This window comes from Enterobacter cloacae complex sp. P27C (assembly GCF_014895705.1).
Lineage (GTDB): Bacteria > Pseudomonadota > Gammaproteobacteria > Enterobacterales > Enterobacteriaceae > Enterobacter > Enterobacter bugandensis.
In genome coordinates, this window is sequence record NZ_JADBQB010000006.1 from 339,705 (window position 1) to 361,526 (window position 21,822).

The window sequence follows — 21,822 nt, forward strand, 5'->3', positions numbered from 1 at the left end:
TATGGATAAGCTTCGCGGCATGGAGACGTTTATCGCGGTGGTAGAGAGCGGCAGCTTCACCGGCGCGGCGGCGCGGCTGGAGATGTCGGCGGTGATGGTCGGGAAATATATTGCGCTGCTCGAATTTCAGCTCGGCACGCGGCTGCTGGAGCGCAATACCCGTCGCCAGAGCCTGACCGACGCCGGACGCGTTTATTTCGAAGAGGCCAGGCGCGTGCTGGAGCAGGTCTCGATTGCCGAAAGCGCGGTTGAACGGCTGCGCGCGGCGCCCGCCGGCACCCTGCGCGTCACCGCCCCCACGTCGTTTGGCGGCTGCGCGATCGCCCCTCTGACGGCCACATTTTTGCAGCGCTACCCGGAAGTGCGTATCGAACTGGATCTCACCAACCGGATGGTTGATCTGGTGGAAGAGGGGGTCGATCTGGCCATTCGCATTGGCGATATCCGCAATGACGATCTGGTGGCGAAATATCTGTGTCCCTACAACATGGTGATCTGCGCCGCGCCGGATTATCTGGCGCGACACGGCACGCCGCAGACGCCCGCCGATCTGGTGGATCATCTGTGCCTGTCGCACACGGTGTGGACCGCGCGCAACGAGTGGCGGCTGCCGGGTGCGGAAGGGGAGGTGCGCTGGAAGCGGGATGCGATCTTAAGATGCAACGACGGCTACGGCTTACGCATGGCGGCGCGAGCCGGGGCAGGGCTGCTGCTGCAACCGGAAGTGCTGGTGGCGGAAGAGCTGGCAAGCGGCAGGCTGGTGCGTGTGCTGGAGCCGTTCACGCCCGCGCCGAGGCCGGTGCATTTACTGTGGCGTCAGGATTTGCGTCCCCTCCCTAAGCTAACGGAATTTATTGCGCATATTCTGCTAAGATTGGGCACAATATAAAAAAAGAAGGTAATCAAAGAATGTCTGCAAACAAACTCGCCAGCAGCGCGCAGGGCCTGCAATCATCTGCCATCCGTGAATTATTAAAACATAGCAAAATGGCGGGCGTGATTTCGCTGGGCGGCGGTATTCCCAATCCGGACCTGTTCGATCGCGAAGGGCTTAAAATTGCCGCCGATGCCGTGTTGTCACAGAATTTTGGCGAGGCGTTCCAGTATGGCCTGACGGAAGGCGTACCGGGGCTGCGCGAAGAAATTAAACGCATCTGCGAGGGGCGCGGCATCGCCTGTAAGGCCGATGACGTGGTCATTACTTCCGGCTCTCAACAATCTCTGGACGTGCTGGCGCGTGCGTTAATTAATCCGGGCGATACGGTTGTCGTTGAACGTCCTACCTATCTCGCCGCGCTGCAGGTCTTTGGCCTGGCACAGGCGAATTTTGAATCCGTCGGCACCGACGGCGACGGCATGAAGGTCGATGAACTTGAGGCGTTGGTGGCGAAGAAAACCATCAAGGCGGTTTATATCGTTCCAACCTTTGGTAACCCTGGCGGCGTAACGCTTTCCGAAGCGCGCCGTAAACAGCTGGTGGAATTATCAAAGCGCTATGATTTCGTGATTATCGAAGACGATCCGTACAGCGAAATTAACTACACCGACGACGTGTTCCGCCCGCTGATTGCCCATGCGAAAGATATCGGCAATGAGGATAACGTGGTGTACACCTCTACCTTCTCCAAAATCCTCGCGCCGGGCACCCGCGTGGGCTGGGGGCTGGTGCCGGAATGGCTGAAGCGCGCGGTGGTGAACCTCAAGCAAACCACCGATCTGCACACCAGCACGCTGTCCCAGCTGATGACCTACGAGTACCTGAAAACCGGGCGTCTGGCGAACCAGATTAAAATGATCCGCGAGGCCTATCGCCAGAAATACCTGACGTTTGCAACGGAACTGGAAGCCGAGCTGGGCGATGTGATGTCGTTCCACAAGCCGAAGGGCGGGATGTTCCTGTGGGCAAAAATGAACAACGGCATGAATACGACGAAATGGCTGGAAAAAACCTTAAGCAACGGCGTGGTGTTTGTACCGGGCGAGTTCTTCTACTGCAACGAACCGGACCCGACAACGCTGCGCATGTCATTCGTCACCCCAACGGATGAGCAGCTTAAAGAAGCGGTTCGACGCCTGAAGATCTCCCTGTAACAGAGCGCGCATAACGGCAGTTGCCGTTTTGCGCGCAGGGTGAGCTTATTGCGTGGCGTGGGCGAGCGCGCGGTCTGAAGCATCGCCGCCGATCGTCTGCGTCACTTCATGGATACGACAGATTTTCCCCTCGCGCAGTGCGGCAAACATATACACCTCTAATTCCGCCTGGCGACCATCTGGATATGTCACCGTAGCCCAGTGCCGGTCTGCTAAAAGATTCTCGTGACAGGCCAGCTCTTCAACCCTGAATGCGATCGCGCGGATCTGCGAGCGGACGTGGTTCAGGTGCTGCACAAAACCCCGATAATCAAGCGCGTGACCATCCGTGTACTGCTGGTAATCGGGCGTGAACACCTCTGCGGGATCTAATTCGCCTTTGAACAAGCGGCTTAACAGGCACGCCATTTTTTCGCGCTGTAGGGTATTGTCAGGCTGGGCTATCAGGGTTGTGATGATGCTCATGTTGGCTCCTTGTGTAGTTGAGCCACCATTATCCTTGACAGTTGGCGGCGCAGTTTCTGTAATACGTCGATGAATAACGATTTTCGGCCAGAATAAGATGATCGGTACAGAGACGCTCCGCCATCCCGGCGGTTATCGCACCGCGTGGCACAGCCATCCCACCGGACAGCTCTGGCGTATTGCAACGGGGCTGCTGGTGATTGAGACCCAGCAGGGGCGTTCGGTTGTACCGGCAAACCATATTGGCTGGATCCCGCCGGGCCAGCAGCACGCCGCCTTTTCTGAAAGCGCGATAGAAGGCTGCGCTATCTATCTTGACCCTGCGTGCTGTGCAATGCTTCCCGATGCCCCCGCGCTGTTCGAGCCCGACGATCTCACTCATGCACTATTTTCCCGCTTAAGCGTTGCAGAAAACGAGTACGATCCGCGAAAGCTCACCCTGCTGCTGGATGAGCTTGCCCTGACTCCTCAGGTGCGCTTTTATCTGCCCGTACCAACGGATCCGCGTCTGAAGAACGTGGTCAGCCACTTGCTGCTGTGTGTCGATGATAATCAAACGGTCAAGAGCCATGCCAGCCATGCCGGGATGAGCGTGCGTACGTTTAACCGTCGATTTAGCGCCCAGACGGGAATGAACTTCGTCAACTGGCGGCAGCTGGCGCGCGTCATGCAGGCAATGGAGTGGCTGGCGGCGGGGAAGCCGGTGGGATGGATTGCGCTGTCCTGCGGCTACAGCAGCGTCAGCGCATTTATTGAGGTTTTCAGAATGTGGACCGGTAAAACGCCGGGACAGTGGGGGATTAAAGGTGGCGCTGTAGAGCCGGTTTGATTCAGGCCACATCCGGCTGGCCTGATTTCCTTTTTGCCATGATTTCTGCAATCGTTTTTATACGGCTCAACTCCTCCTGAGTCCGGGAATTAGTTTGCGCTTCCCAGACGTCGACGTTTAGCTGCAGGTTCAACCAGAATTCAATGGTGGTATCGAATGCCTTGGCCAGTCTGATTGCCATATCGGCCGTCAGTTTACGATTATTATTAACGAGAGCACTGATGGTGTTACGGTGCACGTTAAGCATTTCCGCGAGATCGCTAATTTTCAGATTGAGCGGCTCAAGATATTCATACTGCAACACATCGCCCGGCGTGGTGGGTTTGCGTAGAGCCTGTTGAAGAGTCATAGGTAATGCCTCATTTGTATGGCGTGTACTTGTGCGGAGAGAGGTAGAGATCGTCTGCTTTACCCTCTGACCACCTGAATACCAACCTGTATTGCCTGTTAACGCGAATCGCAGAGTACCCTGCAAGCGGGGGATTCAGCGATTCATACATATTGCCTGGCGGGGATCTCAGCTCCCGGTGCGAGGTGGCAGCGTTGATCATATCCAGCTTCCTCGCTAAGGCTGATTCAAGGCTTGAAGGGATCACATTGCTTGATTTCCCGTACAGAAAAAAATCCTTAAGCCATTGATCACGAAAATGATTAATCATAGCGCTTATGAGCTCCACTCCATGAAGCTATGTGGATAGTAATGCACTCTTGCACAGTGCGCAAGTGCGTTTCGATTAGCGGCTATGTTACCCTGATGCAGGCTGAAGGAAAGCGGAAGGCGTCATTAAAAGCGGTTTCTTCGAGGCGGATTCCAGAAAAGGGGGATTGTGGTGTGGGTGCGGCATGATGCCCTCTCCCACAGGGCTGAAGAATCCCCACAAATTAATGCGAGCAGCGAATCATCCCCTCGCCCCTTTGGGGAGAGGGTGAAGGGGAAGATCGTAGCCGCCGCCCGGCGAAGACTATCGCTCCCTCAGCGCCTCCTTCGCCCGGTTAAACGGCTTGATCAGATAATCCAGTACCGTTTTCTCTCCGGTCTTGATGTCCACTGTGGCAATCATCCCCGGCACGATCGAGAAATGCCTGCCCGCCTTATTCACCAGGTAATCCTGGCTGGTGCGGATAAACACGCGGTAGTAAAACACCTCCGGCTTGGCCTCGTCCTGGATAGTGTCCGGTGATATGGTCTCCACCACCCCGTGCAGCCCGCCGTAGATGGCGTAATCGTAGGCGGTGATCTTCACCAGCGCCTCCTGGTTCGGGTGGATAAAGGCGATATCGCGCGGCGAGAGGCGGGTTTCAATCAGCAGATGATCGTCCACCGGCACAATCTCCATCAGCTCGCCGTTGGGCGGGATCACGCCACCGATGGTGGTGACTTTGATGTTTTTCACGATCCCGCGCACCGGGGATTTTACCGTCAGGCGAGTGACGGAATCCTCGCGGCCTTTGAGGATCGCCGAGACCATATCCACCTCGGCGTTGGCCTTGGATAGCGCCTCGCGCGCCTGAACGTAATACTGGGAACGCACGTCGGTGAGCTTCAGCTCCAGGTCGCTTTTCTGCCGCTGCAGGCGGAGCACTTCCACGTGGCTGGCGGCGCCGGTTTTTACCAGCCGCTGGGTGATCGCCAGCTCTTTGTTTGCGAGATCTAACGCTGAACGCAGTTCACGCTGCGTGTCCTCAAGCTGCGCGCGGCGCGAATTGTAGAGCCGCGTTTCGGCAGCGGTCAGTTCGGTCCATTTCTCCAGCGAAGGCGGGAACTTCAGCGGCAGATCGTTCACCTCGGCGTACAGACGGGCGCTGGAGGCCAGCGACGCGCGGTAGCGCGCCGCGCTTTCGCCGACGTTCGATTCAGAACGCGTTGGATCCAGCCGCGCCAGCACCTGTCCGGCCTGCACCTGATCGCCCTCGTGAACGTTTAGCTCAGTGAGTATCCCCCCGTCCAGCGACTGCAGCACCTGCTCGCGCGAACTGGGGATCACTTTTCCGGTTCCCGTTGAGACTTCATCCAGCATCCCAAACCACGCCCAGACGCCCAGCGCCACAAACATCAGCAGCGAAAAGATCACAATCCGCCGCGCGCCGGTATAGCCGCTTTCGGAGTCGAGCGCATTATCCAGATCGTCCATTGCGGCCACGTCACGCTGACTGATTTTCATTTTTCCACTCCCGTCCGGTTGCTGCCTGCTGCTGTTGCTGCATGCGGCTGTTGTTCAGCGCCTGCGCTTTTGGCGCGTCCATGACCAGCATCCCATCTTTCAGCACGACCACGCGCTCCACCAGCTCCAGCACCGGCACGCGGTGGGTGGCGACAACCAGCGTCCGGTTGCCGAGCCACGCCCCCAGGCGCTGGATAAATTCCCGCTCGGTGTGTTCGTCAAGGGAGGCGGTCGGCTCGTCCATCAGTACGATATTCGGATCGCGCAGCAGCATCCGCGCCAGCAGAATCGACTGCCGCTGCCCGCCGGACAATCCCACGCCATTCTCCATAATCGGGTAGTCCAGCCCCTTTGGCAGCTTCTGCACAAAGCTGGCCGCGCCGCACATCTCCAGCACCTCGAAGATCTCTTCGTCGGTGGCGCGCGGCATGCCGAGGGTGATGTTCTCGCGCAGGGTGCCGTAAAATAGCCGCGCGTTCTGGGTCATAAAGCCGACGTTTCGCCGCACGTCGGCCACGTCCAGATGCGGCAGGCTGAGGTTGTCGAGCCGCAACTCGCCGGCGGCCAGATCCATGCCGCCCGCCATCGCCTGCAGGAGAGTGGATTTGCCCGCGCCGTTACGCCCGAGGATCGCCACTTTCTCGCCCGGCCTGATCTCCAGACGGTTAATGCGCAGCGCCATGCGCGGATCTTCCGGCTGATAGCGGAACTGCGCCTGCTCGAAAAGATAGTGTCCGCGCAGCACGTCCTGGCGGATCGGCGTCTCTTCACGCTGATTTTCAGTAGGAAGCTGCATAATACTGTCCAGCCCCTCTTTGGCGGCTTTCACCTGCTGCCAGCGGGCGAGTACGCCGCACAGCGTCGCCATCGGGGCGATCATCCGCGAGGCCAGCATCGAGGCGGCTACCACCGAGCCGGTAGTCAGCGTGCCATCAATCACCATCGGCGCGCCAACCACGATCACGGCTGCGTAAACCAGGCTCTGAACGGTCATCCCCCAGCTGATCAGGTTCTGCGTCAGCTCGCGGGTGCGCAGGCCGGATTCCGCGGTGATCTGGATATAGCTGTTCCACTGCTGTAAAAAGCGGTTCTCCGCCTGCATCAGCTTGATGTCCTCCAGCCCCTGCACGCTCTCCACCAGCACCGCGTTGCGCAGGGTGGATTCATGCGCCGACTGCTTCGCCAGCTCCGCCAGCTTCTTTTGCAGCAGCAGGCCCGGCAGGACCATGATCACTGCCGCTACCGGGGCGATCCACGCCAGCTGCGGGGCGATGATCGCCAGCACCACCACAAACAGGAAGAAGAAGGGCAGATCGACAATCGTCGAGATGGTGGAGGAGGTGACCATCTCGCGGATCTGCTCCAGCTCGCGCAGCTGGGAGATAAAGCTGCCGGTGGAGCGCGGAATGGCGCTGTGGCGCAGCCGTAACGCGTGGCCGAACACGCGATCCGAGACGCGCAGATCCGAGCGTTTGCCCAGCAGATCCATAATGTGCCCGCGCGCAACGCGCAGCACAAAGCCAAACAGGGTGGCGATCAGCACCCCGATGGTCAGCACGTAGAGCGTCGGGTAGGACTGGGCGGGGATCACCCGGTCATACACCTGCATGGAAAAGACAATGCCGGAGAGGGAGAGCACATTGATAAACAGCGCCGCCAGCATCACCCAGCTGTAGGGGCGCAGGTCGCGCATCACCAGCCGGTAGAGCCAGTCCGGACGGTACTTTGAGATGTAGGCGTCCACGCGGCTGTCCTTAAGCGCGGCCAGCGGACGCAGGGCGATAACGTGGCGGATGGCGGGCAACATTGCGCTCATCGACAGGCGGTTGGTGTATGTCTTGTCGTCGAAAAAGCTGACCTCGAGCGTATCTTCTCCGTCGAAATTCTCGATCACGCCGATTTTTCCGTCGTTCAGCGCCACCACCACCGGCAGACGCCAGCTGTTGATCGACTGCTGATCGGCCGTCAGCAGCTGGAACGTCAGCCCGGCTTCACGGGCAAGCTGAGTCAGCGCGGGCACCATCGGTTTGCCTTTCAGCCACGGCGCGCCCGCGACGAGCGAGCCTGGCGAACAGGCAACGCGGTAGCGCGTGGCGACAAAGCCAAACGCCTGAGCCCACTGCTCCAGCGCCTCATCCGTCATCGTTTCCCCCTGCGGGATGTCGCGTTGCTTCATGGCTGGATCTCCACGGTCTGGATGGTGCGGTTATCAAGATCGAACGCATGACGCAATTGCCCGGTGTTATAGAGGCAGTTGAGCTGCAGCTGATGCAGCTGACCGAGGGTCTGCTGCTGGGTAAAGCGCGCCTGATAGACCTCCTGCTCGGCGTTGAGCACGTCCAGCAGCGGGCGCGAGCCGAGATCGAGATACTGCTGCTGGTAGAGCTCGCGGGTGCGGGCGCTGAGCGCCTCCTGGCGGCCCTGAATTTGCAGCGTGCTTTGCAGGCTCATGACCTGGCTGCGGGCCTCCAGCAGCTTCTGGCGGACATCGAGGCGCGTGCGCTGAATGGTCGACTGCGCCGCTTCCACCGCGTGACCGGCGGCGTTGCGTCGGGCGGTGAGTCCGCCGCCCTGATAGAGCGGCATCTGGACTTTCACCCAGGCGGAATATTGGGTGCGGTCCCGCGTTTCGTTACCCGCGTAGCGATCGTTCAGATAGTGACGGACTTCCGGCTCCAGCGAGACGGTTGGCGTCATCTGCGCGTCGGCGTAGTCAAGGTTAGCCTGAGCGACGTTCGCCTGTGCCCAGGCGGCGAGGACCGCAGGCACCAGACGATCGTCCGGCTCGGCGATATCGCAACTGCGGGCCAGCTTCTGCGGAAAGTCATTGCTGATATCGTTCAGGCTGTTCCAGCCGAGAAAGCTCATCAGCGTGGCGCGGGCGCTGTCGAGGCTGGCCTGATACTGCATCAGCTGGGCGCGTGCCCCTTCAATGCGCGCGTCGGTCTGCACCACGTCAGACAGGGAAGTGGCCCCTTCGTCGTTACGCTGGCGGGTCAGGGTGCCTATTGATGAGAGGGCGTCAAGCTGCTCTTTGGCGGTGTCGACCATCTGCTGCCAGGTTTGCACCTGCACCATGGCGATAGCGGTATCGTGGGCGATGGTGTCGATACTGACCAGCACGTTGGCCTGCTGCTGGGCGACCCCGGCGTTTTCGGCCCGCACCTGGCTTGCCACTTTGCCGAAGTCGTAGAGCATCTGTGAAAGAGAGAGCACCAGCGACGGCGTAAAGCCGTTCTGGTCGCCGTCGTGGGAATACCCGTTGTCCATGCCGGCGTTGATTTGCGGATAGTATTTCGATTTGGCGACGTCGACCTCTTCGTTCTGTTCGTAGAGTTTGCCCACGGCTTCAGCGATCGCCGGGTGCCAGGTGACGGCGCGATTAACGGCCTCGCCAAGCTGTAGTGAACCGGGAGCGGCTTTGCCTGCCACCGGGGCGACGCGGCCATTCAGTGAGGGGAGTTCCTGCGTTTCGCGGAGCTGTCCGGTATTGATGGTTGCCGCCGGGTTTGCCGCGATGGCGGGTACAGATATCAGGCAGCACGAGAGCCACCAGTAAGGCATCTTTATTCCCATGTCTTGTCCCTAATAAAAAAGTACAGCTTTATTATTTATGCCCGGGCGCTATGCGCCCGGGTCATGTCCTGCAGGTGTTATCAGGTAATGATGTGTTGCTGGTTCACAAGCTCGTCGTACGTGGTCTGCACGTTATCAAGCGTAACGAGTGCAGTATTAGTGTAGGTGCTCCCTGCACCGTCACGGTCGATGGAGATCACAGTGTTGCTACCGCTTTGCGTGACATTGATATAATTCCCCAGCGAGGCGGTATTACCGTCCCAGCCCACCAGCAGATCGCCAATGTCGATCTTGTCTCCCTGCGCCAGGGAGAAGTTCGTCCAGTGGTCGCCGCCGGCGCTGGTGATGTTGCCCCCCGTCGCGTTGCCCGCCGTGCTGTTCAGCACCTGATAAATCAGGGTGTCGCCGTAGGCCGTACCGCTAATCACATCGTTATGCTCCGAACTGATAAATTTCGGCGCCATGTTGATGGTCAGCGACGCGGTGTCCGTGGTGCCGTTGGCATCGGTCAGGGTGTAGTTAAAGACCTCCTTCGTGGTAATGGTAGAGAGCGATATCCCCGGGTTGAGCGTATAGGTGTAACTGCCGTCTGCGGCAATCGCCAGCGTGCCGTAGTGACCCGTGATGCTCGACTGCGTGCTGCCGGTGTAGGGATCCAGCGTAGTGGTAACGCCGTCGTAGCCGGTAATGCTCACGCGGGTATCCACCGAGTGCAGCTGGTCCATCGTCCCTGCGGAACCGGTGCCGTCGAAAATGTTGCCGTCAACGGTGTGGGTGCCCGTGGCGTCGAACTGCGACAGCGAGTAGCTTGTGCCGGTGACGCTTGGGGTGATGGTGATATTTCCTACTCCCAGCGGCCCCATTCTGCCGGTATAGCTCAGGGTGTAGGTCCCCGCCTCCAGGTCGAGACCCGTCAGGTTGACCGTTGCCGTGCCGCCCAGCAGCAGCCCGCCGTTGAACGAGCCGGTTCTGACGGTGGTGGCGCCGTTGGTCAGCGTCCAGTCAACCGTCAATCCTGTAAGCGTCAGCAACGAGGCGACGTTAAACGACAGCACCACGTTGTGCAGCGCGGTATTGGCATCCACCACGAAGGTGCCGGAGCCGGAGCCCTGGGTTGAAGCGAGCAGCGCGGCGTTCCAGCTCGCCGACCCGACGGTTGTATCCGAGTACGCGGCGGTGTGGTGTACCGACGTCACGTCCATCGCGGTGCTGACATCATTCACCGCATTCATCGGCTGCGCGGTTGGGGTGATGTTGAGCGAAGCCGTGTCTTTCGTGCCGTCCGGCGCGGTAATGGTGTAGACGAAGGTATCCGGGGTGCTGATGTGGTCAACGCCGACGCCGCTATTCAGGGTGTAGGTGTACTCCCCGGCCGCGTTGATGCTCAGCGTACCGTACTCACCGGTAATGTTCGTCAGACCGCTGCTGTTCACCGCTACGCCATTAACTTCCGTCACCAGCGTGCCGACTGGCGCAATATCATCCGACAGAACGTCCCCGGTAGTGCTCGCGCTGACGCTCGCCACGCTGTAGACATGATCCTGCAGCACGTCCAGCGTGTAGGCCGTCAGGGCGGTGATCCCCGCAGCCGTATTCAGCAGGAACAGGTACTCACCGGCCGGCAGCTGCAGCGTCAGCTGAGGCGAGGTGCCGCCCAACAGCGGCGCGCGCAGCCAGCCTGGTTCAACGCGCATCTGCTCGAAGGTCTGGGTCGCGTTGTTGAACTTATAGACGTACAGATCAAACACCGACGCCAGCGCCACGCCGCCCACGGAGGCCTGGATGGTCATGGTGCGGGTAGTGCCTTCCTCCACGTTATAGATGATGGGATTGGTCATATCGTCCAGCAGGTTCAGCCCCAGCGTGTTGCCGAGATTGATTCCCACCAGGGTAAAGCCGCCCTGGGACGACGTACCGTTGTCAATCGCGTTGACGGTGGTATCGAAGGTCAGCGAGTTCGTATCGTCAACCGCGACAATACCGCTGGTGGCGGTACCGGTGCCCAGTGACAGCACCAGATTCGCCGACGCGCTGACGCCGTTATGCGTGATGGTGTAGCTGAAGCTCTCCGTCCGGCCAATCACCGATGCGCTGGTGTTGGTCAGATCGTAGGTGTAACTGCCGTCGCGGTTAATGGTCAGCGTACCGTACTGACCCTGGATCACCGTGCCGTCGGCAGTGACGCTGGTGGTGACACCCTGGGCGTTAGTGACGGCCGTGACCGTTGCCCCTGCCGGAGCGTTGTCGCTGCCTGCGGTTGGGTCAACGTCGGTGATCACGTTACCGCCGAGGCTGGTGTCGCCCGTAACGGTGCCCGGCCCGGTCTCTTTCACCGCCACGTCGAGGCTGGTGTAGGAGCCGGTTGCCAGCAGGTTGGTGTTATAGCTCAGCACGCGGTAGTTGCCGTCCGCCAGCCCGGTCAGGTTCAGCGATACGCCGGTTGCGCCGAGGGTCAGCAGGTCGGCAAACTGCGGCTGTCCGGTATCGACTACGGTAGTCCAGGTGTTGTTAACGGTGTCAAAGCGCTGAACCACCAGCTCAAGGGTGTTGAGCAGAGAGAGCACGGCCCCCGTGGCGTTGGCGTTCACGACGATATCCGCGCTGCCGCCGCTGCCCACGGTGAAGTTGACCTGAGCGGTGTCATTACCGAGCAGCGTCAGGACGTTGCCCACGGCGCCGACCAGCAGGAAGCCGTAGTCGCTGTACTGGCTGTTGGTGACGGTGGCCGTGGTGCTGAGATCCAGCTCTTCGACATTATTGCTGGCGGAGAGCGGCACCACTGGCGCGAGCGCCGAGCCGGGCTGCGAGATATTGCCCGCCGCGTCGGTGGCGGTGATTTGCAGCGTCTGGCCTTCAGTCTGTTTGTTAACGAAGGTGTAGCTGTACGTGCCGTTGCTGCCCGCTGTGGTCGTGACCGTCGAGCCGTCCGTGAGACGGATGGTGACGGTACTGCCTGCTTCAGCATTGCCGGTTAATACGCTACCGTCGGCGTTGAAGGTTCCGGTTGGGGCCGTTGGCGCGGTCAGATCGACGATAATCGTCGTCACGGCCGATGCCGGGCTGGTGTTGCCTGCGGCATCGGTGGCCGTGGCGGTGAAATTGTGGGTGCCCTGCGTCAGCGTGGTGGTTTCCGGCAGCGTCCAGTTGCCATTGCCGTCGGCGGTGACGGTGCCCACCAGCGTGATGCCATCGTAGATCCGTACCGTTGCATTCGCTTCGGCGGTTCCGCTCAGCGCCGGACGCGTGTCGTTGGTCGGGTTGGTGCCGGTTACCGGTCCGATGACGCTGCCGACATCATCAATTACCGAGCTGATGACCGGCGCTGCCGGAGCAAGGGTATCGACGTTAATCGTGTACCCGGCGGTTGGCGCGCTGGCATTGCCCGTCGCATCGGTGGCGGTAAAGGTCAACGTGTGCGGGCCGTTGCCCAGCGCCGGAGAAGGCGTATAGCTCCACGCCCCGCCGGTGGCGATCACGCTGCCGATCTGCACGCCGTTATCGAAGATTTTCACCGTAGAACCCGCTTCCGCCGTACCGCTGAGGGTTGGCTGCGCGTCGTTGGTTATTCCTCCGTTCGCGACTGGCGTTGCCGCATTGCCGACGTCATCCAGAATGCTGGTGAGCACCGGCAGCGCTGGCGGCGTGGTGTCAATCGTCAGACTGAAGCTTGCGGACGACGCGCTGGTGTTGCCTGCGGCATCCGTAGCCTGCGCGGTGAAGCTGTGCGCTCCCTCTGTCAGCGTGGTATTGAGTAAGATGCTCCAGCTGCCGCTGCCGTCTGCGGTGCCCGTCCCGACCAGCGTGGTTCCCTCATAGATATTCACGGTGGCAAACGGTTCGCTGGTTCCGACCAGCCGCGGTACGGTGTCGTCGGTTGTCTGCCCGGACGTGATTGGCCCGATAATGCTCCCCACATCGTCAATCGCCTGGCTGATAACCGGCGCGGTGGGTGCCGTGCTATCGACAACCAGCGTAAAGCCTGGCGAGGCGGGGCTGATGTTCCCTGCGGCATCGGTGACCGTGGCGGTCCAGGTGTGGCTGCCAGCCGCCAGCGGCGTGGACGGCGTAAAGCTCCATGCACCGGTACCGTCAGCCAGCGCGGTGCCGACAGGCTGCCCGTTTTCATAGATGGTGACCGTGGCGTTGGCCGTCGCGGTGCCGCTCAGCGTTGGCGTGGTATCGTCGGTGCTTTGCCCGGAAGTGAGCGGGGTTTGAATGCTGCCCACGTTATCTGCCGCGGCTGAAATGACCGGCGCAGACGGCACGCCCGTATCCACCGTCAGGTTAAACGGTGCCGTTGCAGTACCCACGTTGCCCGCCGCGTCGGTGGCGTTGAAGGTAATGGCATGCGGTCCGTCGATCAGATCGGTACCCGGCGTGAAGGTCCAGCTACCCTGGGCATTGACCACGGCGGTGCCAATTTCGTTGCCATCAACAATCACGTGCACCGTAGAACCCACGTCGCCCGTACCGTTGAAGGTCGGACGCGCGTCGTTAGTGCTGTTACCCGACGTGAGCGTCCCCGTGGTCGGTGCGACATCGTCAATCACGCTGGTCACCACCGGCACGCCGGGGCCTGCGGTATCGACGGTGAAGGCGAAGACCGACGAGTTCGCCGAGGCGTTGCCCGCGGCATCCGTTGCGTACGCGCGCAGGGAGTAGCTGCCGTCGTCCAGCGGCGTGGTCGGGGTGAAGGACCAGTTACCGTTTCCGTCGACGGTCGTCGTACCCAACTGCGTACCGTTATTCATGATGTAGATGGTGCTGCCTGCCTGTCCGGTGCCGCTAATCGTTGGGGTGTTGTCGTTGGTCGCCTGCCCGCTGGTGAGGTTGCCCGTGACGCCGCCAGGGACGTTATCACTTACCGTATCCAGCGTTGGAACCGTCGGCGCCGTGAGGTCAACCACCACGCTCCACGGGGCGGAGACCAGGCTCAGGTTACCCTGCGGATCGGTTGCCTGAACCGTGAACGCGTGTGGCCCTTCGACAAGCGCGGTCTCTGGCGTAAAGCTCCACGCGCCGGTGCCATCAGCCGTAACCACGGCAATCTGGGTAGCGCCATCGAAAATGGTCACGATGCTGTTTGCGTCCGCTGTCCCCGAAAGGGTTGGCGTGGCGTCGTTCGTTTCGCTGCCGCTGGCTACCGGGGTGGCGGTATTGCCCACATTATCCGTTACGCTGGTGATGACCGGCGTGGTGGAAATGGAATCTACCACGATGGTGAAGTCCGCCGAAGGACCGCTCTGATTTCCCGCCGGATCGGTCTCGCGGATGGTCAGAACATTACTGCCTTCTGGCAGGGCGGGCGTGGTGTAGCTCCAGGTGCCGGTATTACCAACCACCACGCTGTCCAGCAGCACGCCGTTGTTGTAGATGGAGATGGTATCACCCACCGCGCCGGTGCCGGTGAGGGTCGGCTGGCTGTCGTTGGTGGTCTGGCCGCTGGTCAGCGGACCGGTGACAGGACCCACGTCGTCAATGACCGAGCCAATAGTTGGCGTGCCCGGCGCGGTCAGATCGACGGTTACGCTGGCCGCCGGAGAGCGGCCGCTGGTGGCACCGTTGAGGGTCGCGGTCACCTCAAAGGTGTGCAGCCCCTCGCCAAGCGCGGCCGGCGTATAGCTCCAGTTGCCGCTGCCGTCGGCGGTCACCGTTGTCAATGGCGTCGTGCTACCGTCCTGATAGATAGTAATCACGCTGCCCGCTTCGGCCGTACCGGTAAGCGTTGGCGTGGTGTCGTTGGTGGTTTTGCCTTTCACATCGCCGGTGACCGGGTCCACGTCATCGACGATGGCCGTAATGACGGGTACCTGCGGCAGCTCAAGCGGCGAGTCGGTGACGATAAAAGGCACGTCAGCGCTGGCATTTCCTGCGGCGTCCGTGGCGGTCACGGTCAGCGTGGTTGGATCCAGCTGCGCCGGGCTCAGCGCAATGGAGAAGCTGCCGTCGCTGCCGACAACGCCGGTACCAATGACCGTGCCACCGCTGTCTTTCACGGTAATGGTGCTTCCCTCTTCGCCGGTACCGGTCAGCGGTGTTCCTTCATCAGCCAGGAGCATATTGCCCGGATCGGCCGGGGCGACGGTATCGACCGTCACGCTCAGCGGTGCTGAACTGCCAGAGAGGTTACCCGCCGGATCGCTGGAAGAGACGGTGAAGGTATATGTAGCATCCGGCAGCGTCGCGTCGGCAGTCCAGCCCCAGGTGCCATCCGGCTGCACTGTTACCGTCACGGCAGATGGCGTGCCGTTTACGGAAACGATCACGGTAGTTCCCGGCTCACCGGTCCCGGTAAGGGTTGGCGTGCCGTCCTGCGTATACAGCTGGTTGTTGGAGAGCTGGCTGTCAGCAACGGCGCTAATGACGGGGATTTCCGGCGCAAGGGTATCAAGCGTGACGGAAACGACCGGGCTCGGCGCGCTGACGTTACCCGCGGCATCGACTCCCGCAACGGTGATGTTCAGCAGGCCGTCCTGCTGTGGTGGCAGGACAAAGCTCCATTCTCCGTTAACGACATCGACACGTCCTACCTCAACGCCGTTATTGTAAACGATGACCGTGTCGCCAGTCGTGCCGGTACCTCCGACGGTTGGCGTCGCATCGGTGATTAAGCCCCCATTCGGCTGGCCCCCGACGGCGTCAAACACCGGGACATCCGGTGCTACGGTATCCACGGTAATCGTAATCGCTGGCGACGGGTCAGAGACGTTGCCCGCCTCATCGGTGGCGGTGGCGGTATAGACGTGGCTGCCTTCCCCAATATTACTGTCAGGACGCCAGCTCCAGTTGCCGTTGCTGTCTACCGTCACGGTGCCCACGATGGTCGGTGTGCCGTTAACGGTATCAGTGATGTTGATAACGTCATTCGCCGTACCGGTGCCGCTCAGGATCGGGCGCGGATCGTTGGTGGTTCCGCCATCGGGAACGGGGCCGGTTATCTGGCTGACGCTGTCGGTAATCACCGGTGCTGCTGGTGCTGTTGGCGCATCGGTATCAATGGTGATGGTGACCGGCTGCGACGGGGCGCTTTCGTTGCCCGTGCCGTCCATATTGGTGACGGTAAGGGTAATGTCATAGGTGCCGTTAGGCAGCGGGGTAGCTGGCGTCCAGGTCCAGTTGCCGGTGCCGTCCACGAGCACATCATCAAGCTTGACCCCACCGTTGTAGATGGTCACGGTATCGCCCGGATTGCCGGTGCCGCTCAGGGTCGGCGTGGTGTCGCGGGTGGTTTCTCCCGGGTTCAGCGGCGTTTCTGTGCCGTCAGGATTGACGGTGATTGCCGGGATCTCCGGCGTGGCTGGCGGAACGGTATCTACCGTCAGTTCAAACGGCGTTGAGATGGTGGTATTGCCCGCGGCATCCGTGGCATGCACCGTCAGCGTATGCGGGCCGTCGGTGAGCGGGATAACGGGGGTAAAGCTCCAGCCGCCGCTGCCGTCGAGGGTCGCGGTGCCGAGCAGGGTGGTACCGTCATAGACGGTAATCACCGCATCTGCCGGCGCGGTGCCGCTCAGGGTCGGCGTGGTGTCGTCGGTGGTGTCGCCGCTGGTAAGCGGCCCGTTAACGCCGCCGACGTCATCGGTTACGGTGGCGATAGTGGCCGCCGCTGGCGGCGTGGTATCGACGGTCAGGGTAAAGCCGCCTGACGGCTGGCTGGTATTACCCGCTCCATCGGTGGTGACGGCGGTAAAGGTATAGGTGCCGTTAACAAGCGGTGTGGTTGGGGTATAGGTCCACGTGCCGCTGCTGTCGATCACAATTGTCGTGAGATCGACGCCGTCCTGGCGGATGGTGACGGTTGAGCCCGGCTCCGCGGTGCCGTTGAGCGTCGGCGTGGTGTCATTGGTGCTGTCGCCAGAGTTGAGCGCGCCGAGGCGCTCTGGCACATCATCCACCACCTGGGTAATGACCGGCGCATCCGGGGCAACGCTGTCAATGATGATGCCCCAGCTGTTGGAAACGTCGCTAATGTTGCCCGCCGCGTCAGTTGCGACGGCGGTCAGGGTATGTTGACCCTCAGCGATCGGGGTGTCCGGAGTAAAGCTCCACGCGCCGAGGCCATCGGCGACGGCGGTTCCAATATCAACCCCATCCACGCGGATGGTGACCGTGGCGTTGGCCGCGGCGGTACCGCTGAGCGTCGGAGTTGAATCATTGGTGGTCTCATTGAGGTCGAGCGAGCCAGTACGTTCAGGCACATCGTCAACGACCTGCGTAATCACCGGGGCGGCCGGTGCCGTCCCGTCGACGATAATGGTCCACGCGTTCGATTGTCCGCTCGGGTTACCGGCGGCATCCGTCGCCGTCGCCGTCAGCACGTACGTACCATCGGCCAGCGGTGAGGGCGGCGTAAAGTTCCACAGGCCGGATGAGGGGACGACCACCGTGCCGATGATATCGCTGCCGTTGAAAATCGTGATGGTCGAACCGGGTTCGCCCGTGCCGTTCAGGGTCGGCGCCCGGTCGTTGGTCAGCCCATTCTGGTCCACGGGACCGGTTGTGTTCAGCACGTCGTCAATCACCGACACGATAACCGGGGCCTGCGGTGGGGTGATATCCGGCGCTGCTGCGGAGGTTGCTGGCCCCGTGTTGCCCGCAGCGTCGGTGGCGTCTGCGGTCAGGATTTCGCCGTTGAGCTTAGGCGGGGTCAGCGTCAGGCTAAAGTTGCCCTCGCTGTCGGCCACAGGGGTGCCAAGGATAGCGTCGCCTTCACGGATGGTTACCGTGCTGCCAGGCTCCGCGGTGCCGGTGATGGTGCCGCCATCATTCGATACGACGAGGTCGCCGGGGGCCAGCGGCGGCGTGGTGTCCACGGTGAAGATGATTGGCTCTGAGGCCGCACTCTGGTTTCCGGCTGCATCGGTTTCAACGACGGTTATCGTGTGCGTTCCGTCCGCGAGCGGGCCGTCTGGCGTGACGCTCCAGGTGCCGTTCGGCAGCACCGTTGTGGTTCCAACCGCAACGCCGTTATCGTAGATAGTGATTGTGCCACCGGGCTCGCCCGTTCCCGCCAGGATCGGCTTTGACGCATCGGTAGGCGTGCCTGCGGTTATGGTCCCTCTGATCGCACCCGTATCGTCGGTCAGCACAATCGCGGTTGGCGCGGTCGGCGGAGTAAGATCCACGGTGAGGGTAAATACCGGTGAGGCCGGTCCGAGGTTGCCGGCGGCATCGGTTGCCCGCACGGTAATCTGGTGGGTGCTTTCAGTCAGATCGGTTGACGGGGTAAATGTCCAGGTGCCGTTGCTGGCGACGAGCGCCGTGCCAATGGCGACTCCGCCATCATAGATGGTTACGGTGGAGCCCGCCTCCGCGGTGCCGCTGAGCTGCGGGCGTGGATCGTTGGTGCTGCCGCCGTTGGTGACCGACCCCGTTTGAGGATCAATATCGTCCGTCACGCTGCCGATCGTTGGGGCATCGGGTGCGGTGAGATCCGGCGCCGTAATCGTTGTGCCCTGGCTGGTATTCCCGGCCGCATCCGTCGCGGTGGCGGTCACCTGTTCGCCGTTGGTCAGCGGAGTGCCGAGAGACACGGTAAAGTTTCCGTCACTGCCGGTTTTTCCGGTGCCAAGGACGTTGCCGTTCGCGTCTTTCAGCGTGATGGTACTGCCGGGCTCGGCGGTACCGGTGACGCTTTTACCGTCCGACGAGAACTGAAGGCCGGAGGGTGCATTCGGCGGTGTTGTATCCGGGTTGGTGGGATCGACTGGCGTACTGGGGTTAGGGTTAGGATTGTTGTTATTCCCATCATCGTCATCCCCGCCGCCGCCGCCGCCGCTGGAGCTTGCCACCGCCGCGATGGCGCCAGCCGCGACAATGCCGCCCAGCGCCCACGGCCAGATGGCGGCACCACCTGCATCACTCCCGGATGCGGCCAGCAAGGCGTCCGTGGACGCGATGGATTCGTACGTGGCGGCTCCGGTGGGATCTTCAATCCACCATAACGCACCGTCACTCTCCTGGAGCACCAGCTGGCTCACGCCCTGCGCGTCGGTGACATAGAAATTTTTAAGGGTGATCACTTCCCCGGAGTGCAGTGTCACCACCAGATCGTTACCACTTCGCGCGAAGTGGGAGACATCGGCTCGCTCTACATGAAGCTCAACGATAGAGGAATGGCTCAGCGTAACCTGTGTGCCTTCCGTAGTCGTTTCCACGCCAGTGAGTTTTGATATAACAGAGATTTGGCTCATTTAGGTATTACTCCAGCAGAGTTATCGTGAACGACGAGCAAGACGAGCCATCTCTGGAGAAGGTAAAGGGCGCCCCCGGCGGAGTTACTGTTTTTTAAACAGCACTCACCGTCTTTTTTAGAGCGAACGATGCCCGCCAGGATTCAGAGTGGCAACATCAGAGCGAATGTAATTACTTACGAGACAGAATGTTTGTTATGCGTATTTTGTGCCTTATAAAACCCTGTAATTAATAGAGGATTTGGTTTTGAGAATATAAAAATGATATAGCCAGAAAACGGTGAATGTGCAAATTAAGCTTTCGTAAATAAAGAGGTAGGTCGTAAAGAGGCCATTAATTTATTGATGAGGTTTATGTATTTATTTTATTATTAGATTGTTTTTGTTGGTTTTTTTCTGATCGCAGTATGCTTTTTATTTATGTTTTAGATGTGATTTAATAATTGGTAGTGGCGTTTTAGAATGCAATTAAAAATGTTATTATTTAAAGCTGCTTAATCATGGTTTAAGTTAGGATAACATTCTTGATGTAGGATATATTATATTATATTATATTAATAGGGATTTAAAATATATTCTTATGCGGTGTTGGAATTATGCTACTGCGAGCAGGAAATATAATAACCTGCTGTATTTTCAATACGGTCATTCATTAACCTGATACTGAGGGCGAAAAAAAATGACCGCAGGGATGGGCATCCGGACATTTGCATCAATCCTATCTGTCGTCATAAGGCGGCGAACAAAAAGGGGCAGATATACACGACGTATCGCTTTTATTCGAAGCAATAAAAAAGGCCGCTAACGCGGCCCTGAGGTGAGTATGTCGGTTATTCAGTGACTTTCTTTTCCAGCTCGCTGGCACCTTCTTTGGTTTTGTTCCAGCCTTTCTCTGCGCCTTCTTTAGTGGCATCCCACCCCTTCTCGGTGCCTTCTTTGGTTTTATGCCAGGCTTTCTGGGAATCTTCGCTGACTTTGCTGCCAAAGCTTTCGCTTTTACCTTCCGCAGCATGCTGCTGTTTCAGCTTCAGCTCTTCGCCTTTGTTCTGCTCTTCGTGCAGTTTTTGCTTCGCTTCGTTGGCGTTTGCGTTCGCCGCAGCGACGGTATCGTCAGTTGCATGTGTGGTCGCAGCAAATACTGGGGAAGCCAGCAGAACGGCAGATAATGCGATAATTGTTTTTTTCATAATATCCTCATTTAACGTTATCGGTTATGAGCGTGATTCAGCATGGCACAGACGAAGCGGGGTGGCTTTAGGAAAAAACTGTAATGAGATCAAAGTACCCAGGTAAGCGCCTCCTTGCTTGAGGATCACCCGAAGGATAAAAAACCTATTTCTATGAGGGCTGCAAGGGTCAGCAGAATAAAGAAAATAACGACCATGGGTCTGTACATTTTAAGGCTCCATCCTTGTGTGATGTCTTGTCCAGCGTACGAGATACATCGTTAAGCCATCCCCGGCACGACATATCCCCTGAGTGAATTGTGTCCGTTTTTACTTTTCCATGGGAGGAGGGCGGTGTCGTTGATGTTTATCAAAGGGCAGCGGCAGGGTAAGGAAAATCTGCATGAAAGTTACTGGCCTTGTTAGCGTTGTACGCTTTACGTTGCCGCTGGCTGTCGCCACTGGCGGACGTGCTCGATCAGGGCTCTTAGCTTAGGCGCCATATTGTGACGCTGGGGGAAATAGAGATAAAAGCCTGGAAAAGACGGAAGAAACGTATCCAGCAGGGCAACAAGCTGCCCCGTTTCAATATACGGAGTGAATGTATCCTCCGTGGCTAAGGTTATGCCGCCGCCGGCCAGTGCCAGGCTGAGCATAAGGCGCAGATCGTTTGTGGTGATCTGCGGTTCAATCGCCACATCGAAAGGAACGCCCGCCTCCTCAAATTCCCAGCGATAGGGGGCAACGTCCGGGGCTGGGCGCCAGCCGATACACCGGTGAGCCACCAGCTCGCGGGGGTGCTCAGGTACGCCGTGAGTCGCCAGATAGGACGGTGAAGCCACCACCCTCTCACGCTGCTGACCCGTAAGGGGAACGGCGATCATGTCTTTTTCAATAACTTCACCCAGCCTTACCCCGGCGTCATAGCCCGCCGCCACGATATCGAACTCCTCGTCCGACACGAAGATATCAAGCGATACCGCAGGATGCGCAGCCGCAAACGAAGCGAGCAGCGGGCCAGAGAGAAACGCTTCCGCGATTGAGGTGACCGCGATTCTGAGCTGGCCGCGCGGTGTGCTGTCCGACGCGACGTCTTCAAATGCCGCTTCAATATTGGCGATAGGGGCCTGCAACGATTTACGCAGCCGTTCACCTGCTTCAGTGAGGCTTACCGAGCGCGTGGTGCGCATCACCAGCAGGGTTTGAAAACCATCTTCAAGCCGCCTAATCCCCTGGCTGACAGCGGAGCGGGTTATGCCCAGCCGCGCGGCGGCAGCGCTAAAGCTGCGCTCCTCGGCGACCGCCAGAAAAACGGGTAACAGATTGAGATCGATTTTCAT

General features: G+C 59.7%; 12 protein-coding genes. 3 read left to right on the forward strand and 9 right to left on the reverse strand.

Annotated elements, in window-relative coordinates; translation table 11 throughout:
• The first annotated feature begins 1 nt into the window (after position 1).
• Together IM291_RS14900 and IM291_RS14905 are read left to right on the forward strand one after the other, a co-directional pair.
• Entirely contained in the window at positions 2–889 is an 888-nt protein-coding gene (locus IM291_RS14900; protein WP_192971716.1) for a LysR family transcriptional regulator, read from the forward strand.
• Positions 890–909: 20 nt separating this feature from the next.
• Positions 910–2,091 carry a PLP-dependent aminotransferase family protein gene (locus IM291_RS14905; protein ID WP_192971717.1) on the forward strand — a complete coding sequence of 394 codons (1,182 nt, stop codon included), beginning with the start codon at positions 910–912 and terminating at the stop codon, positions 2,089–2,091.
• A 45-nt stretch (positions 2,092–2,136) separates the two neighbouring features.
• Here the strand turns inward: IM291_RS14905 and IM291_RS14910 are convergent, their stop codons facing one another.
• Positions 2,137–2,556 (reverse strand): nuclear transport factor 2 family protein, encoded by a 420-nt coding sequence (locus IM291_RS14910; protein WP_023619020.1) that lies wholly within the window; start codon positions 2,554–2,556, stop codon positions 2,137–2,139.
• Between the two features lie 97 nt (positions 2,557–2,653).
• Between IM291_RS14910 and IM291_RS14915 the strand changes: the two genes are divergently transcribed.
• On the forward strand, positions 2,654–3,385 hold the full coding sequence (locus IM291_RS14915; RefSeq protein ID WP_192987171.1) for a helix-turn-helix domain-containing protein: 732 nt from the start codon (positions 2,654–2,656) through the stop codon (positions 3,383–3,385).
• Position 3,386: 1 nt separating this feature from the next.
• On the opposite strand, the gene IM291_RS14920 is transcribed toward IM291_RS14915, so the two are convergent.
• The 8 genes from IM291_RS14920 to IM291_RS14955 form a co-directional block, all read right to left on the reverse strand.
• The gene (locus IM291_RS14920) at positions 3,387–3,734 is read right to left on the reverse strand and encodes a HigA family addiction module antitoxin (protein ID WP_047367527.1); all 348 of its coding nucleotides are present in this window, start codon (positions 3,732–3,734) and stop codon (positions 3,387–3,389) included.
• A gap of 10 nt (positions 3,735–3,744) precedes the next feature.
• On the reverse strand, positions 3,745–4,044 hold the full coding sequence (locus tag IM291_RS14925) for a type II toxin-antitoxin system RelE/ParE family toxin (protein WP_048957972.1): 300 nt from the start codon (positions 4,042–4,044) through the stop codon (positions 3,745–3,747).
• A gap of 303 nt (positions 4,045–4,347) precedes the next feature.
• Positions 4,348–5,517, reverse strand: a complete 1,170-nt coding sequence (locus tag IM291_RS14930; RefSeq protein WP_088204896.1) for an HlyD family efflux transporter periplasmic adaptor subunit — start codon at positions 5,515–5,517, stop codon at positions 4,348–4,350.
• A 10-nt stretch (positions 5,518–5,527) separates the two neighbouring features.
• Positions 5,528–7,723 carry a type I secretion system permease/ATPase gene (locus IM291_RS14935; protein WP_028014148.1) on the reverse strand — a complete coding sequence of 732 codons (2,196 nt, stop codon included), beginning with the start codon at positions 7,721–7,723 and terminating at the stop codon, positions 5,528–5,530.
• A complete protein-coding gene (locus tag IM291_RS14940) occupies positions 7,720–9,123 on the reverse strand; it encodes a TolC family outer membrane protein (RefSeq protein WP_041908566.1) in 1,404 nt (467 codons plus the stop codon). Before IM291_RS14940 ends, IM291_RS14935 begins: the two co-directional genes overlap by 4 nt.
• Positions 9,124–9,203: 80 nt before the next feature.
• The gene (locus IM291_RS14945) at positions 9,204–19,316 is read right to left on the reverse strand and encodes a BapA/Bap/LapF family large adhesin (protein WP_192987173.1); all 10,113 of its coding nucleotides are present in this window, start codon (positions 19,314–19,316) and stop codon (positions 9,204–9,206) included.
• An 830-nt stretch (positions 19,317–20,146) separates the two neighbouring features.
• Positions 20,147–20,503: a hypothetical protein gene (locus tag IM291_RS14950; protein WP_028014145.1), complete on the reverse strand. Its 357-nt coding sequence runs from the start codon at positions 20,501–20,503 to the stop codon at positions 20,147–20,149.
• Between the two features lie 416 nt (positions 20,504–20,919).
• Entirely contained in the window at positions 20,920–21,822 is a 903-nt protein-coding gene (locus IM291_RS14955) for a LysR family transcriptional regulator (RefSeq protein WP_192971721.1), read from the reverse strand.